General features: G+C 36.6%; 11 protein-coding genes, 1 other RNA gene and 1 other annotated feature. Of the genes, 2 read left to right on the forward strand and 10 right to left on the reverse strand.

Annotated elements, in window-relative coordinates; translation table 11 throughout:
• Positions 1 to 2: 2 nt before the first annotated feature.
• Positions 3 to 1463, forward strand: a complete 1461-nt coding sequence (locus LG296_RS12385; protein ID WP_107934582.1) for a methyl-accepting chemotaxis protein — start codon at positions 3 to 5, stop codon at positions 1461 to 1463.
• Between the two features lie 42 nt (positions 1464 to 1505).
• Here the strand turns inward: LG296_RS12385 and LG296_RS12390 are convergent, their stop codons facing one another.
• The 4 genes from LG296_RS12390 to hisS all read right to left on the reverse strand — a co-directional run bounded on the left by LG296_RS12390 (position 1506) and on the right by hisS (position 5981).
• Entirely contained in the window at positions 1506 to 2267 is a 762-nt protein-coding gene (locus LG296_RS12390) for a ThiF family adenylyltransferase (RefSeq protein WP_107934583.1), read from the reverse strand.
• A gap of 141 nt (positions 2268 to 2408) precedes the next feature.
• A non-coding RNA gene (ssrS, locus tag LG296_RS12395) (6S RNA) lies at positions 2409 to 2604 on the reverse strand.
• 307 nt (positions 2605 to 2911) lie between these two features.
• Positions 2912 to 4684: an aspartate--tRNA ligase gene (aspS, locus tag LG296_RS12400; RefSeq protein WP_107934584.1), complete on the reverse strand. Its 1773-nt coding sequence runs from the start codon at positions 4682 to 4684 to the stop codon at positions 2912 to 2914.
• A gap of 28 nt (positions 4685 to 4712) precedes the next feature.
• The gene (hisS, locus tag LG296_RS12405) at positions 4713 to 5981 is read right to left on the reverse strand and encodes a histidine--tRNA ligase (protein WP_107934585.1); all 1269 of its coding nucleotides are present in this window, start codon (positions 5979 to 5981) and stop codon (positions 4713 to 4715) included.
• Between the two features lie 80 nt (positions 5982 to 6061).
• Positions 6062 to 6302 (reverse strand) — a binding site (T-box leader).
• A gap of 157 nt (positions 6303 to 6459) precedes the next feature.
• Between hisS and LG296_RS12410 the strand changes: the two genes are divergently transcribed.
• Positions 6460 to 8136, forward strand: coding sequence for an SH3 domain-containing protein (locus tag LG296_RS12410; protein WP_107934586.1), 1677 nt, complete (start codon positions 6460 to 6462; stop codon positions 8134 to 8136).
• Positions 8137 to 8188: 52 nt separating this feature from the next.
• On the opposite strand, the gene dtd is transcribed toward LG296_RS12410, so the two are convergent.
• From dtd to secDF, 6 genes are all read right to left on the reverse strand, one after another.
• Entirely contained in the window at positions 8189 to 8641 is a 453-nt protein-coding gene (gene dtd / locus LG296_RS12415) for a D-aminoacyl-tRNA deacylase (RefSeq protein WP_107934587.1), read from the reverse strand.
• A gap of 18 nt (positions 8642 to 8659) precedes the next feature.
• Entirely contained in the window at positions 8660 to 10858 is a 2199-nt protein-coding gene (locus LG296_RS12420) for a bifunctional (p)ppGpp synthetase/guanosine-3',5'-bis(diphosphate) 3'-pyrophosphohydrolase (protein WP_107934588.1), read from the reverse strand.
• 205 nt (positions 10859 to 11063) lie between these two features.
• On the reverse strand, positions 11064 to 12347 hold the full coding sequence (locus LG296_RS12425; protein ID WP_202973773.1) for a glycosyltransferase family 2 protein: 1284 nt from the start codon (positions 12345 to 12347) through the stop codon (positions 11064 to 11066).
• A gap of 205 nt (positions 12348 to 12552) precedes the next feature.
• On the reverse strand, positions 12553 to 13065 hold the full coding sequence (locus LG296_RS12430; protein WP_107934589.1) for an adenine phosphoribosyltransferase: 513 nt from the start codon (positions 13063 to 13065) through the stop codon (positions 12553 to 12555).
• Between the two features lie 16 nt (positions 13066 to 13081).
• Complete coding sequence (gene recJ, locus LG296_RS12435) at positions 13082 to 15415, reverse strand: single-stranded-DNA-specific exonuclease RecJ (protein WP_107934590.1); 2334 nt, start codon at positions 15413 to 15415, stop codon at positions 13082 to 13084.
• 211 nt (positions 15416 to 15626) lie between these two features.
• A complete protein-coding gene (gene secDF / locus LG296_RS12440; RefSeq protein WP_107934591.1) occupies positions 15627 to 17894 on the reverse strand; it encodes a protein translocase subunit SecDF in 2268 nt (755 codons plus the stop codon).
• Positions 17895 to 18020: the final 126 nt, after the last annotated feature.

An 18020-nucleotide genomic window follows, 5' to 3' on the forward strand; every position in this document is an offset into this window, starting at 1 on the left:
TCATGAATTTGGAACAATTAAAAAAGGAAGACCTATTTGAAAAAAATACAATTTTAATGTTAGTTTACGGTATTGCCGGATTACTTGGAGGAATTGCTCAATTTATAATTGGACGACCAATCGGCATTGCTTTATCTGTCCTACTTCCAGTAATCATTGTATTTTTCTATTTTCTAATCCAAAGAAAAATAGAAATACTTCGCTCTGCATTTCCATATCTAACAATTATTGCGGTTGTATTTACTGTTTATGGAACGATCATATCTAACAAAGTAACTTTAGCAACAATTGTATTAAGCTTCTTTACTTTAATAATTGGTAGTATACACAACCATTATAAAGTCTTTATTCTTGGCTATATCGGTTCTTTGATTTGCCTAATTTTAAATTTTGTTTTAGATACGCAAGGGTTTGCAATTGATCCAGCGAACGTGTTCGTTGTTCATACATTAATGGCTTTAGGCGTGTTTCTTCAAGTTCGTCAAAACAAAAAAATGGTTCATAACATTGAAGGCTTAATAAGCGTAGCAAATGAAAAAGCCATACACGAGCAAAACTTAAATGGTCACTTAGACTTAGCTGTGCAAAATATTACTTCTAAATTAGAAACGATTACAAACAGTATGATGAACGCTTCTCTTGCTCAAAATGACATGATTACATCTATCCAGGAAGTAAGTGCTGGCTCACAACGCCAAGCTGATCATGTTTTTGAAATTGTACATAGTACCGAGGCTACTACAGCTGAAATTTCACGAATTCAAGAGCAATTGAATACCATTGTAAATAATGCAGAAGTGGCGAGTAAAAGTGCCTTTTCGGGTGCGGACGCAATGAATGAACTTTCATCAGAAATAGATTCATTCAAAACCTTCTTTACTCAATTAAATGACACATTCCATATTCTTTCGAAAAAGATTAATGAAACAAATCAATTTGCGTTAGCAATTCAAGGTATTACAAACCAAACAAATTTACTTGCTCTTAATGCTTCTATAGAGGCTGCACGAGCTGGTGAGCATGGAAAAGGGTTTGCAGTAGTAGCAGAAGAGATTCGTAAATTAGCTGGTACTACCGATGAAACCCTCATCAAAATTGATCAGAATCTTTCTGAAGTAAATGCTTATAATCAGGATGCTTTATCAAAGCTAGAAAACGGTTTAAAGCATATGACAAACCAAATCGAGACTGCAGAACGATCAAATCAAACCTTTACTGAATTATTCGAGTCGATGAACTCACTAAAAACTGATCTTAATCATTTTGTTAAAGCCGTTGAGATGATTGAAATGAATAGTAAAGCGATTCAAGAAAGTACAACAGATTTCGCTGCAATCATTGAAGAATCCACTGCAGCTGTTGACCAATTAAGCTCTATCCTGACTAGTGTGAATCAAGAACAGCAGCAGGTTTCAAAGCATGTTGAAGAAACGTATCAAGAAACATTAAATATCCGTCAATAACAAAAAGGAGGTGCCCCATTTCACTGGACACCTCCTTTTGTATTAGTGATTTACTCTTGTAATTTGCACATCTTTTAAAATTTGATTGATTACCCAGCTTGCTGCTATTAAACCTGCAACAGAAGGGACAAATGCATTTGACGAAGGAGGCATTTTGGCCTTTCGAATTTGAGCATTCGGATTCCCTACCTCTTCCACTACATCTGGACGAACAACAATTGGTGATTCATCTGAAAATACTACAGTAACTCCTTTTGTAATCCCCTCTTTACGAAGCTTTGTACGAATTACTTTTGCTAGTGGATCTGTATGTGTTTTTGAAATATCAGCAATTTGGAACTTCGTTGGATCCATTTTGTTCGCGGCACCCATACTTGAAATGATCGGAATCCCTCTTTTTAAGCATTCCTTCATCAGATGGATTTTGTACATCACGGTATCAGATGCATCAATAACAAAATCGATATTCTGTGCAAAGAAATTTTCATAAGTTTCTTCTGTATAGAACATATGCATATCAATGACTTCACACTCAGGATTTATATCTGCAATTCGTTCTTTCATAACAGCTGATTTCGACTTTCCAACTGTTGAAAGATACGCAACTAATTGACGATTCACATTTGTAATATCAACATTGTCCTTGTCTACTAAAATAATTCGACCAACACCACTGCGTGCGCAAGCTTCTGCAGCAAAAGATCCTACTCCACCAATTCCTAAAATGGCTACAGTCGTATTTTTTAACTTCTCAAGGCCTTCTTTTCCGATAGCTAGTTCGTTTCTTGAAAACTGATGTAACATAATTGTATGCCTCTCAATCTGTATTTTACTACTCGGAATTATAACATACTAAAGTCCTTACTGTAAATTTGAATCCTAAACCAAAACTGAATCTCTAAAGAAAATAAAAACTCCCCTAACTAGTAGGAGAGTTTTGGCATGACGAATCCCAAATATGCCGCAAGCATGGAAAGCATCGTTTTGAACCCGCATTATTCACAGGTGGGTACTCTCTTCACTTCTTTAAACTTCCCTCGTCCATTTGCAGGGCTTGTTCGTCAAAGCAAAATATGAATTCCCGACGATTTGTTGTTCGGTCAAAACAGTATAAAAAGCTTATCAAACACTTTAGGATTCGTATTAAAAATATAATAACACTCATTATCTGAATTTTCAATAATAAAAAGTGAAAATATTAATTTTCTTTCTTTATTACTATATTTTATTCGCGATTAGTAGATTTGTCTTATTTATCATCATATTGATTGGCAGAATACTAAATCCATAGTAGGGATTTTTTATATATTAGAAAAGTTTTTTCAAGCAATGTATTATTTACACGTGAGTATAGATTGTAAATTTTAATAGGTAATCAATCTGACCAAAAAATAACGCAAACAGCTGAATATTCCATAGCCATTTGCGTTAACTTTATTCTAATGTAATTAGTCTTCTTTTTTCTTAGTTACAGCTAAGCTAAGCTCTTGCAATTGTGCATCTGAAACTTCACTTGGAGCAGAAGTTAATAGACAGCTTGCTGTAGCAGTTTTCGGGAATGCGATTGTATCACGCAAGTTCGATCTACCAGCTAATAGCATTACTAAGCGATCTAAACCGAATGCAAGTCCTCCGTGCGGTGGAACACCATATTCAAATGCTTCTAATAGGAAACCAAATTGTTCCTGAGCTTCCTCTTGTGTAAAGCCTAGCAATTTAAACATTTTTTCTTGAAGGTCACGTTCGTAAATACGTAATGAACCTCCACCTAGTTCATAACCATTTAATACGATATCGTACGCTTGTGCCCGTACATCAGCAGGATTTGTTTCCATTTTTTCGATATCTTCCTCGAACGGACGAGTAAATGGATGGTGAGCAGCTGAGTAACGCCCTGCTTCTTCATCATACTCAAGTAATGGCCAGTCTGTAACCCATAAGAACGCATAAACAGACTCATCGATTAAGCCTAGCTCTTTACCTAATTTGTTACGTAAAGCTCCTAAGCTCGCTGCTACAATAGGTGATGCGTCAGCTACGAATAATAAAAGGTCCCCGCTTTCTGCATTTGTTGCTGACATCAGGCTCTCTGCAACTTCACCTTCAAAGAATTTTGCGATAGGTCCGTTTAATCCTTCGTCCGTGACTTTTAACCAAGCTAAGCCTTTTGCACCGTAGATTTTAACAAACTCTGTTAAAGCATCGATATCCTTACGAGAATATTTGTCTGCATTGCCTTTTACATTGATCGCTTTTACTTCGCCACCCGATTCTACAGCTTGAGCAAATACTTTAAACGAAGAATCACGAACGATTTCTGAAAGCTGAACTAGCTCTAAGCCAAAGCGAACGTCTGGTTTATCTGAGCCATAGCGTTCCATCGCTTCTTTATATGACATACGTTGGAATGGCAGTTGTACGTCCACACCTTTTGCTTCTTTCATAACCGTTTGGATTAAACGCTCGTTCATGCCGATAATCTCATCCATTGACATGAATGAAGTTTCAATATCTACTTGTGTAAATTCTGGCTGACGGTCTGCGCGCAAATCCTCGTCACGGAAGCAGCGTGCGATTTGGAAGTACTTCTCAAAGCCTGACACCATCAATAATTGTTTAAATAACTGTGGTGATTGTGGTAATGCATAGAATTCACCTTCATGTACACGGGATGGCACTAAATAGTCTCGCGCACCCTCTGGAGTTGATTTTGTTAAAATTGGTGTTTCTACTTCTAGGAAGCCTTCATTTTGTAAGAAATTACGAATCGAGCGTGTAATATCTGAACGTAATTTAAATGTGTTAAACATTGCTGGACGTCTTAGATCTAAATAGCGATATTTTAAACGTAAGTCTTCAGAAACTTCTACTTTATCATCAATTGCAAATGGAGGAGTTTTTGCTTCGTTTATAATGATAATAGAAGAAGCAATTACTTCAATTTTACCTGATTTAATGTTCGGGTTGATTTGACTTTCGTCGCGAAGTACAACTGTCCCCTCAATTTCAACGACATATTCGTTACGAATTTTTTCAGCAACAGCTAGTGCGTCCTTTGCTTCGTCGCCAAATACTACCTGTACGACTCCACTACGGTCACGGACATCTACAAAGATTAACCCACCTAAGTCACGACGTTTTTGTACCCATCCTTTTAATACTACTTTCTCACCTTGCTGTTGTTCGGTAATTTGTGCACATGCATGTGTTCTATGAGCCATTTTCTTTCCTCCATTTTTTAACAAATCATTATTTATGTTCTAATAAGTAAGTAACAAGTTCAGCGAATGGAACCTTCTCTTGATTTCCTGTAGCCATCTCTTTTACGTTAACAGCCATTTCTTCAAGCTCTGATTCACCCATTACAAGGACAAATTTGGCACTCAGTCTGTCCGCTGACTTCATTTGTGCTTTCATTTTCCGATCGATATAGTCCATATCAGCAGAAATTCCTTTTGCACGGAAAGAGCTCATTAGTTCAGCAGACTTCAATTTTGCTTCGTCGCCCATTGCTACTAGATAGATATCTAGGCTATCTTCCACATCTAGCTCTACGCCTTCAGCTTCAAGTGCTAAAAGTAGACGTTCAATCGACATTGCAAATCCGATACCCGGCATATCTGGTCCACCAATATCTTCTACTAATCCATTGTAACGACCACCACCGCAAAGAGTTGTAATAGCACCAAAACCATCAGAAGTACTCATAATTTCAAATGCAGTATGATTATAGTAGTCAAGACCACGAACTAAGTTTGGATCCACTACATACGTAATCCCTAATACATCTAGATATTGCTTCACTTGGTCAAAATATTTTGCCGATGCTTCTGTTAGGTAGTCAGTTAGGGCTGGAGCTGACTGCATTAGTGGGTGATCATGATCCTTTTTACAATCTAAAATCCGTAAAGGGTTTTTTGCTAAACGATTTTGGCAATCCATACAGAATTCCCCAATACTCGGTTCAAAATGTTGAATTAAGGCTGTTCTGTGTGCCTCTCTCGTTTCTTTGTCTCCAAGAGAATTTATGACCAATTTTAAATCTTTTAAACCAACTGTTTGGTAAATGTCCATTGCAAGTGAGATTACTTCAGCATCGATTGCTGGGTCGCTACTACCAATGGCTTCTACACCGAATTGTACAAATTGGCGATAACGCCCTGCTTGCTGACGCTCATAACGGAACATCGGCCCCATATATGAAAGCTTTACAGGTTGATCTGGATATCCGAACATTTTATGTTCTACATAGGCGCGAACACTTGATGCAGTTCCCTCAGGACGAAGCGTTAACGAACGTCCTCCACGATCCTCAAACGTATACATTTCTTTTTGAACGATATCAGTTGTATCGCCAACACCGCGTTGGAAAAGTTCTGTTTGTTCAAAAATTGGTGTACGGATTTCTTTATAACGATAAACATGAGTTAGTTCTCTTAGGATTGACTCAACTTTTTGCCATTTAGGTGTTTGTTCAGGCAGTATATCTTGTGTTCCTCTTGGTACTTTAAAAGACATAAAAAAAACTCCTCTCTTTCATCTATTACTTCGTGGTATTTTTTTAGGGAAAATAAAAAAGCCTTCGCCCCTTGCATATAGCAAGGGACGAAAGCTTGTAGTTACTTCCGCGGTTCCACCCTAGTTGATGTACAAAAAGTACATCCTCTCGTAAACGGATAACGGCCGTTTTCCGTCTTTCCCTACTAAACAGTATTGTTTTTCGAAAAAGAGCCTCTCAAGTGTTGTTCGTTACTACTTGTAGTAGGAAAGATTTCAGCCTAAGTCTTTCCCTCTCTTGTCTACAGAGGTAATTTCTACTTTCTTGGTCAATGGCATTCATTGCTTTATATAATATATCCTATCTTAATTGTGCTATGGCAGATTTGTCAACTATTTTCAAAAAAGTGTAGATTTTATTGCATATTACACTTTAAAATGGAAGAGTATATATCGGGTTACTTCCCTTTACTAAAGTTCCAAAGAAAGGAGATATAGGATGCATCATAAACCATTGAAATATTTAATCAGTCTTATATTACTTTGTTCGTTACTGTCTCCCTATACATATGTAACAAATACCGCTTTTGCATCTAGCGAGGAGTCAGATTTAGTCGTATCTGCGGATATACTTTATTTAAGAGAAGGACCAGGGTTATCTTATCCAGTTCTAACAACCTTAAAAAAGGGACAAGGCCTTACATTTATTGAAAAGCAAGATGATTGGTATCATGTAAAAGCAAAGGATATGGAGGGCTGGGTAGCTTCCTGGCTTACATCTGCTACAAAGACTAATGATACTGCCTCATCAGATGACAACTCTCTTGAATCTAGTTCTATTATTTCACAAGTAGCTCATTTAAATTTACGTGCAGAACCATCTGTATCATCCCCTGTCTTAAGTCAATTGAACACAGGTGACGAGGCACGGGTACTAAACAGTGAAGCTAATTGGGTTCAAATTTCATTTAACGGACAAATAGGATGGGTTTCTACAGACTATGTAACGATTAAAAAGAATGAAACAAAAGAAGAAAGTGATTCGAGCAATAAAAGTAATTCAGCTACTGATGACGACAATGAAGTTAGCAGCTACACGGAAAAAGCAAATGTTAAAATTGACCCGAAGCTATTTACTATTGCTGTAGATGCCTTGAATATTCGAAAAAAGGCCGATTTATCCTCCAAAAAAATTGGTACAGCTAAAAAAGGTGAACAATATGAGGTTCTTGGAAGAGAAAATAATTGGGTAAAAATCCAGTATGGTAAAAAAGTAGGTTGGGTTTATAGCTTTTACGGAACATTTCATGTAAATGAAAAAATCACAGCAACTGCTGCTCCAAAAGAAGCAAAAGAAACAGATGAAACTACTAGCCCCTATGTAACTATCATTTATAATGGGACAAATCTTCGAGAAGAGCCATCAACTTCTTCAAATGGTGTTGTTCATGTTAATGCAGGTGAAAAATATAAAGTACTTGCAACTGAAGGTGAATGGTACAAGGTAGAGGTTGATAAAAACACGATTGCTTATGTGGCAAACTGGGTTGTTTCTGTAGATTTTGACATTCAATCTATTTTGGATGATGAACAAGAACAACCGAAGACCGAAGACCGTAAGAAAGGAACTTTAAAAGGCGTAACTCTTGTTATCGACCCCGGTCATGGGGGCAATGACAAAGGAACAACTGGTGTTCGCGGTACTAATGAAAAGGATATTAACTTGAAAACAGTTGAGCTGTTGAAATCTAAATTACGCTCAGCTGGTGCTGAAGTTATTTTGACACGAGAGTCAGATGAATATGTTGACCTTCGAAAAAGGGTATCTATCTCCCATCAATATGCAGCTGATGCATTTATAAGTATCCATTATGATGCAACGGATGATAGCTCCATATCCGGATTTACAACATATTACACAAATAGCTACCAACGTGAGCTAGCCGAATACGTTCATAACGGTCTTTCTAAAAAAGTAACGATACGAGATCGTGGTGTCCAACCAGGAAATTATTTAGTAACTCGCGAAAACAAACAAGCAGCCATCCTGATCGAGTTAGGTTATTTAAGCAATCCTAGTGAGGAAAGTGTAGTCACAACTGATTTTTATCGTGAGCAAGCAACACTAGGTATCTATCAAGGAATTTTAAATTACTTTGATGCACAATTGAACTAATACAAAAAGAGGCTCCCTAAACATCAAGTTTGTTTAGAAAGCCCTTTTTTATTTACTCTTTTGCTTTTGATTCTACTATTATCGTCACCGGGCCATCATTAACTAAAGAGACGTCCATCATTGCTCCAAAAACACCTGTCTCTACCTTTAGACCATAAGTAGATTTTAACTCCTCATTAAACGCTTCCCATAATGGAAGAGCCTTTTCAGGTCTTGCAGCTTCAATAAAACTTGGTCTTCTTCCTTTTCTTGTATCGGCATATAAAGTGAATTGCGATACAGAAAGGATTTCTCCACCATGCTCTACGATAGAACGGTTCATCTTTCCTTCTTCGTCTTCCCACAGTCTAAGCTCTGCAACTTTTTTTGCAACATATCGTACATCTTCAAGTGTGTCTTCATGAGTTAGTCCAACTAATAAGACATAGCCTGAATCAATTGCACCTGTTACTTGTCCATCAACAGTTACAGATGCTTGCTTACTTCTTTGTATAACTACTCGCATAAATTTACCTCGTGCTTCTTAATTTATTACGCGTTGTACCGAATATATATCTGGCAGCTGCTTTATTCTTTCTACCACTTTGTGTAAACCGGATATATTTGAAATCGAAATCGTTAAATGAATTGTAGCAATTTTATCGTGATCTGCACGTCCTGTTACTGCTAAAATATTTGTTTTAGCCTCACTTACAGCGTGCATAACATCATTTAATATTCCTGGACGATCAAACGCAGAAATTTCAATATCAACTGGATACTCTTTTCGAATCGGTGTTTCACCATGCTCCCACTCTACTTCGATTAAGCGATCGGTATTTTCACCTTCTTGAATGTTTGGACAATCCGCGCGATGCACAGATACTCCGCGTCCTTTTGTTATAAACCCAACAATTTCATCTCCAGGAACTGGTGTACAGCAGCGTGATAAACGGATAAGTAGATTATCAATGCCTTTTACGATTACGCCTGATTCCGTACGACGTTTTTTCGCTTGATTGTTTTGCATTTCCTTAACAATCTTCTCTAAGGCTTCTTCCTTTTCACGTTCTTTTCGTTTCTTCTCTGCCAAGCGGTTAACAATTTGTTGAGCGGTTATACCACCTACGCCAACTGCCGCGTATAAGTCTTCTTCATTTGTATAGTTAAGCTTATCGAGAACTCGTTTAATATTTTCTGAGGAAAGGACTTCTTTTGCATCGAAATCCTGAGACTTAATTTCTTTTTCGATTAAATCCTTACCTTTTAGGATATTATCTTCACGTAAATGCTTCTTGAAGAATTGTTTGATTTTGTTTTTTGCTTGAGAGCTTTGTGCTAATTTCAACCAATCTCGACTTGGCCCAAAGGATTGCTTCGACGTTAAAATCTCGATGATATCCCCTGTTTTTAAAGGTGTATCTAACGGAACCATTTTCCCATTCACTTTTGCACCAATTGTTCGATTCCCTACTTCTGAATGGACACGATATGCAAAGTCAATTGGTACTGAGCCTGATGGTAATTCAATAACTTCCCCTTTTGGTGTAAACACGTAAACCATATCAGAAAATAAATCGAATTTTAAGGATTCCATAAATTCCTCTGCATTCGAAGACTCATTTTGGAACTCTAAAATTTCACGGAACCAAGTTAGTTTTTGATCGATCGTTTCTTTTTCACCGTGAATCGATTTACCTTCCTTGTATGCCCAGTGTGCTGCAATTCCGTACTCAGCAATCTGATGCATATCACGCGTTCTAATTTGTACCTCCAAAGGATCCCCAAATGGTCCAATGACTGTAGTGTGAAGTGATTGATATAGGTTTTGTTTTGGCATTGCTATATAATCCTTAAAGCGACCAGGCATTGGCTTCCATAGAGTATGTACAATTCCAAGTACAGCGTAACAGTCTTTAATGCTGCCTACTAGCACACGTACAGCTAATAGATCATAGATTTCGTTGAATTGTTTATTTTGTAAAACCATTTTTCGATAGATGCTATAGATGTGCTTAGGACGACCTGAGATATCTGCTTCAATCTCGACATCTCCTAATTGTGACTTTACTTCACGCATAACATTATCTAAATAGGCTTCGCGTTCGACACGTTTTCTTTTCATTAAACTAACAATGCGGTAATATTGTTGAGGATTTAAATATCTTAAGGCAGTATCTTCTAACTCCCATTTTACTTTTGAAATTCCAAGGCGATGAGCAAGTGGTGCGAAAATTTCTAAGGTTTCATTTGAAATACGTCTTTGCTTCTCTGCAGAAAGATGCTTAAGCGTACGCATATTATGGAGACGGTCAGCAAGTTTGATTAAAATAACACGGATATCCTGTGCCATGGCAACAAACATTTTTCGATGGGTTTCGGCTTGTTGTTCTTTTTTAGAAAGATATTTAATTTTCTCAAGCTTTGTTACCCCGTCCACTAGCATTGCAACTTCTTCACTAAATTCATTCACTAAATCTTCTCGAGTGACTGTTGTATCTTCTACGACATCATGAAGAAAACCAGCAGCAACGGTATCTGGATCCATTTGAAGTTCCGCTAATATCCCAGCAACTTGTATAGGATGTATGATATAGGGTTCCCCTGAACTACGTAATTGTTCTTTATGTGCTTCATTTGCTACTTCGTAAGCTTTCTTTACAAAGGCAACATGTTCATCATTCATATATGCTTTGACTAGCGCGAATACGTCTTCGGGCGTCAATATTTGCTCTTTCGCCATTTGTTGTCCACCTTGCTAAAAATTTTTCGATTAGGATATATAGTTACAATTGTATAAAATATTTGTACATGCTGTAAAGGCACGTCGGCAATTACTTTATAAAATATGGCTATTTTTATTTTTTTTTGTAGAAAAACTGGTAAAAACTTAATATTCATGTACGAAAAAGAAGCTGTCTCATGGATTTTGAGACAACTCTTTTTTCTTATTGAACCTCATCGATAGACTTAACAACAGTATGAGGAATTTGTTTCCATTCAACTTCCTTAAATAAGGCTACAATTGAAATTGGAATATAGGTCATCATGAAGAAAGGGAATGTAAAGGAATAGACAATTTTCTTCCACCCCGCACAATGAATTCTATTCCATTCAGTAATGGTAGTCATTAAAGCCATAAATAGCATAATACTATAATACATCCCTATAGATTGCAGCATGAGGAGAGTAGTATCACCAATACTTTCTTTCTCAAAAATACCTATCAAGACTGCTATATAAAACAATCCATTAACTAATATTGAGAAATTAGTAAGTATCATAGCTGGCATTATTGTCATCGTCATATCAAAGCACGAAAAACTGTTATGCTTTCGATTAAAAATACATCGCATTAAATCTTTACCATAATTCGATAAAACTTGATAAAATCCTTTTGCCCAACGTAATCTTTGGTGCCAGGAGTGTTTAAATGTTACTGGTTGTTCATCATAAAAAACTGCCTCTGAACAATACCCTATTTTAACTCCATTCAGAATTTGAAAAATAGAAAATTCTATATCCTCTGTTAGTAGATGATGAATCCACCCACCATTCTTTTTTATTATGTCGGAATGTACTAAAAATCCAGTTCCAGAAACTGCACAGCTAGCATTTAACTTCATCCTCGGCAGGTTCAAATATTCTGCTTCATGTAAAAACCAAAGAGCATAGCCAGCAGTAATCCAATTTTGATCGAAGTTTTTAGAATTCCGATAGCTTGTTACAACCTGATAGCCTTGATTGAAGGTTTGATTCATATTAAGAATATAGTTTTCATCTAGTAAATTATCTGCATCAAAAATAAAATACCCATCATATTTTTTTGAAGAAAATTCGTTATTTATAATCTTGAACATAAAATCAAGTGCATAGCCTTTGCCAATTTTATGGTTATTAAATCGTTCTCGTACGATTGCGCCTACTCGTTTTGCTACATCAGCCGTTTTATCTGTACAATTATCAGCAATAACAAAAATATCAACATATTCTTGAGGATAATTTTGTTTTCGAATACTTTTGATCAATTCTCCTATTACAAGCTCTTCATTTCTTGCTGCAATGATTACTGCATATTTGTTTAACCGTGCATCTTTTGGCAAGTATTTTTTATCTCTTTTACTCTTAAAAGCCACAAGCATATAGATAAACTGATATGAGTAAAGCAATAAAAAAACTAGAAATGTGACCATATTAAAATGCTGCAGAAACGATGATACAAAAGAATCCAAGGTGCAACCTCCATGACATCAATTTTATACTTCTAATATTATTCCCATTCAAATTGTTATTATATACCACTTTTACTAATATTAGATAAAGCCAATATTAATCTAGCGTAAAATAATTGTAATTAAAATCCCAGGCAAAAGTCGAAATCCAAAATAAAAAAGCTGCTTAAAAGTTTTTACACTTTTAAACAGCTCTTACTTAGAATTAGTATTGGATTAAAGTTTTTACTGGATAATTCCCAATTTTTTCGCGACCATTTAATTCATTTAATTCAATGATAAATGCACAACCCGCTACTTCTCCGCCTAATTTTTCAATTAACTGGATTGTAGCGTCAACTGTACCACCAGTTGCTAATAAGTCATCCACGATTAAAACTTTTTGTCCTGGCTTGATAGCATCCATATGCATTGTTAACACGTCTTGTCCATATTCTAGACCGTATTCTACACGTACAACCTCACGAGGTAATTTTCCCTCTTTACGAACAGGTGCAAAACCAATCTCAAGTGCATAAGCTACTGGGCAGCCAATGATGAAACCGCGAGCTTCAGGACCTACGATAATCTCTGCCCCTACTTCTTTTGCGAATTCCACGATTTTGTCTGTAGCATATTTAAATGCTGGCCCATTATCCATAATTGTTGTGATATCCTTGAAGCTAATACCTTCTTTTGGCCAGTTTTCTACAGTTGTTACATATTGTGTTAAATCCATTACTAATTTGTCCTCCTTAGGAATAGTTATATTCCCTCATTCGTTCATTAAACCATTGTTTTAGTTCTATATATGGTGCATACAAAAGTTGTTGTTCCAATTCAATCTGTTCCACTCTTTGTTTATAAACTCTAGCTTCAGTTAGAGATCGTTTTGGCACATTACTATTTACTGTTGTCAGACCATTTTCTATTGTAACAAAACCTAGCTCAAAAAACACGTTTGTCATAAATTTTATTATTTCAACATTTAAACCGATATGCTTAGCCAATTTTTCGATATGCATCTGCAGGTTAAAATTAGGACGTTTTTTCAAAAAGCCGTAATACCAACTAAAATGCTCCCTAGTCGGCATACCATTGAAATATTTAGACTCTGGTGTATAAAAGACTGCATATATTCGTTGCGGCTTAGCTTGTTCAATCAATTTCTCTAAAGTTTGTGCACTTTTAGGCAAATCTAATAGCACAATATTAGAAGAAAGATTTTTCATATCTTCTTCATTCGTTACTAGATGGATTGGATTTGTAAATTGCTCCTCAAATGCCTGTAAAGTTGATTGTTGGAAGGCAATCAAGTCGCAATCCTTCTGAGGCAGATTGTTACTCCATTTTTGAGCTTGATTTTTCCCTCTGTAATCATATAGCTGCCACTCATTTGTTTGAACATCTGTAATCATTAATTGAGGCTTTTTCTTTCCTTGCCATTCATTAATTTGCAAATCTCCAACAAACGAGAGGTTCACTCCATAGGTAATTTCGTCATACAAGTGTCCTTTACTAAAACCGATTGCATCGATAAAGCCATGTGCATCTTCTAGCTCTAGCTTTAAATGGTTTTCACCGGCTCCAATTTTTCGCATAGAACGTACCTGCACATCCTGTAAGGCGTAAACAGGCTTTGCAAAACCAGTTCCAAATGGACCAAGCTTTTTTATTTCCTCAATTGCATCCACAGTGACTTCACTTATATCTACTGGTACATCTATAGAAAGCTTTGGTGTAAGCATCTCATCTGTTAGACATTCCAATGCTTGCTGATGAAGACAGCTGCGTATTTCATCGACATTCTCCAATGCAAAGGTCATACCAGCTGCCATTGGATGCCCCCCAAAAGAGGTGAGTATTTCTCGGTTTTTCGAAAGCTCTCGGTATAAGTGGAAGCCTTCGATACTACGACCAGACCCCTTTGCCGTTCCTTTTTCCGGGTCCAGTGATAGTACTATTGTAGGTCGATAATACTTTTCCACTAAGCGCGAAGCAACAATCCCGATAACACCCGGATTCCAGCCTTCTTTAGCGATGACTAAAACAAGGGAATTTGAAATTGTAGAATCATTTTCAATCATTTCTATAGCTTGTTCAGTAATAGTATTTACAATTTCTTTTCGTTCAACATTTTTTTGATTTAATAGTTTTGCTCCTGTTGTAGCGTCTAAATCATTATCACTCATTAAAAAGGCAACACCAGGATCTGCATCTCCTAATCTACCAATAGCATTTAGTCGTGGTGCAAAATAGAAGCCAATTGCATCTTCATCAATCTCTTGCTGTTTTACGCTCGTTACCTCACACAAAGCACGTACCCAAGGGTTATTAGTTGTTTTTAATTGCTTTATTCCCTGCTGTACAATATATCGATTTTCCCCTTCAAGTGGTACTAAGTCCGCCACAGTCCCAATAGCTGCAAACTCGTACAAATGATCTGGGACTTCTCCGTATAGTGCATGGGCTAATTTAAAGGCAACCCCTACCCCGGCTAGTTCTCCGAAAGGATAGTGTCCTTCAGGTACTCTAGGATGGATGATTACATCAGCTGGTGGCAATACTTCCCCCGCTTCATGGTGATCGGTAATGATAACGTCCATTCCAAGCTCTTTAGCCACTCGGACAGGTTCAATTCCACTAATTCCATTATCAACTGTAATAATTAATTGGACACCATCATTGTATGCTTTTCTAAATAACTCTTCATTTGGTCCATAGCCATGTGAAAAACGATTAGGAATACAAAATTCTACATCGGCTCCTAGATCCAGTAATACATTCATCATCACTGTGGTACTAGTAATTCCGTCGGCATCATAGTCCCCGTAAACAAGTATTTTCTCGCCATTGTTCAAAGCTTCTTCAATACGTTCTACAGCTTCTTTCATACCGTTTAATAGATATGGGTCATGAAGATTTGAACTATCCATATTGATGATTTTTTGAGCTTTTTCAACAGTTGTGTAGCCTCTTGCTGCTAAGATTTTCGCTGCTAGCGATGATATATTTAATTCTTTTTGTAGTTGTTTGATTAAATCTTCGTTCGGTTGCTCGACAACCCATTTTTTAGTTGATTGTATCATTTACTCACTTCCTCAAGTTCTCATTATACCGAAAATCCATGTGAACTTCTAATCTATAAAAATAGATTAATTGAGTAATTTTTACTGTTAGGAGAAGTTAATAGATAAATCTTGTGCCCATATTTACAAAGCAATAATATTTCATATAAAAAAAGACAAAGTGCAGAAGTTAAAAAGTACTTTGTCTTTAATGTTCTAAATTAAATGTTTATTAAACAACTGGCTCATCTGAACCCCATTGTTTCTTTTCTTTTCTTTCAACAGCAGTACCTTTTTTGTCCATTTCACGGGCTTTTAAAGAGTACCAAATTTGTGCTGCGATACAAATTGATGAATACATACCTGTTATTAAACCAATAAGTAAGGCGATAGAGAAATTTTGAATTGCTGGTGCACCAAATAGTAATAGTGCAACTACTACGATGATTACTGTTAGCACTGTATTTACAGAACGTCCCATTGTTTGGCGAAGAGATTTATTGACAATCTCAGCCAGCTCTTCTTTTGTTGTAATTTTACCTTTTCGATCCACATTTTCACGGATACGGTCAAACGTAACGATTGTATCGTTAATAGAGTAACCAACGATTGTTAAAATCGCTGCGATGAATGTAATGTCTATCTCTAAACGCAGCACACTGAATATTGCAACCATAAAGAATACGTCATGTACTAATGAAGCAATGGCGCCAATACCCATACGCCATTCAAATCTGAATGCCACGTAGATAATAATGCCCAATGCTGCAATAGCTAAGGCATACATCGCATTTTTCACTAGCTCTTGTCCAACAGTTGGTGAAACTGTACTTACGCTAGGTTCATGACCATAGTCTTCAAGCACTGTGGACTTATAGTCTAATATTTCTTGTTGTGTTAAATCTTCATTATACGTAATAACAGCCGTATTTTGCTCTTCACCTGAAATAACTATTTTTTCTGCCGGGAAGCCGATTTCCTCAACATATTCTGTTACTTCCTCTTGTGTTAACTGTTGATCTGCAAGTATTTCTACTCGAGTACCGCTAGAGAAATCAATACCCAGATTTAGCTTGAAGATACCAATAAGTATGGCTCCAACTATTAGAATACCGATTGAGAAGCTATAATATTTTTTACGATTTCTTACAAAGTCTAAGCGATCGAAATTCGTCGTTAAATCTAATGTTGCTAAACCTTCAGATGCATCATGAATTTTGGATTTACGAACGCCGTATAGGGCTGGACTATTAAAATAGCCGCTATTAATAAGTAAGCCTATTAAGATTCGTGATAACCATACAGCTGTAATAAAGCTTAGCACGATAGAAATCATTAAAGTAGTAGCAAACCCTTTTACCGAGCTTGTACCAAAGAAGAATAGTACTGCTGCTGCAAGTAAAGTTGTTACCTGTGCATCAATAATTGCTGATAACGATTGTTTTGAGCCATGCTGATATGCCTCTTTGACACTCTTGCCTACACGTAGTTCTTCTCGAATACGCTCAGCAGTTAGAATGTTAGCATCAACTGCCATCCCGATACCAAGAACAAGTGCAGCAATACCTGGTAATGTCAATACAGCATTGATTGCATTAAATACAACTAATACTAAGTAAGTAAATACCGATAATGTAATTATTGATACAAAACCTGGTAAGCGGTAGTAGAATAGCATGAAAATGAAAATGACTAGTACCCCTATTACACTCGCAAATACTGTGCTATTTAATGCTTGTTCCCCGAATTGAGCACCAACTGAGGTTGAATAAATTTCAGTTAACTTAACTGGTAATGCCCCTGCGTTTAAAACACTGGCAAAATCTTTTGTCTCCTGAACAGTAAAATTACCGCTAATCATTACGTCAGTTGTATTTAAAACCTGATCAACAGCTGCTGCAGAAACAAATTTCGGATCTTCCTTTTGGGCTTCAGCAGCATACGAATCAACGCCCTCTTCAAAATCTAGCCATACTACCAATAGATTTTGACCAATTCCCATTTGAGAAACTTGTTTTGTTACTTCCGCAAATTTAGCAGCATCTTTTAATGTAAGTGTTACGATTGGACTGTTTTGTTGGTCAAATGTAGCAGCTGCTCCACCTTCTTTTAAATCCGTCCCATCTAACAAAATATTGTCATTGACATCTCGGAATGTTAAGTTCGCCGTACTTGATAACAATTCACGTGCTGAAGATTGATCATCGATTCCTGCAAGCTGTACACGAATTCGATCTTCACCTTCAACTTGTATACTCGGTTCACTTACACCGAATTGGTTTATACGATTAGAAAGTGCAGTCGTTGTATCAGTCATTATAGCCTTTGTAATTTCCTGATCATCGTGCAGTGTTTCTACCTTGTATAAAACCTCAAACCCACCTTGTAAATCAAGCCCGAGTTTTACATCCTTCAAAACTCCTTGTACTGTTGCACCCATTGCAGCAAATAGTACAACTGCTATTAGTACAAAAGTAAAAATACGGCTTTTAAGCTTCATATGTAAATCCTCCTCAAATTAGTGTATACAGCTTGATGTATACACATTAGAAAAACACTATTTCACTGCATTTAGGCAGTAAATAGAATGTTGCGTGTTCTAATAGAATAGCTATAGAAAATAGAT

Source organism: Ureibacillus chungkukjangi (genome assembly GCF_044795995.1).
GTDB classification, from domain to species: domain Bacteria; phylum Bacillota; class Bacilli; order Bacillales_A; family Planococcaceae; genus Ureibacillus; species Ureibacillus chungkukjangi.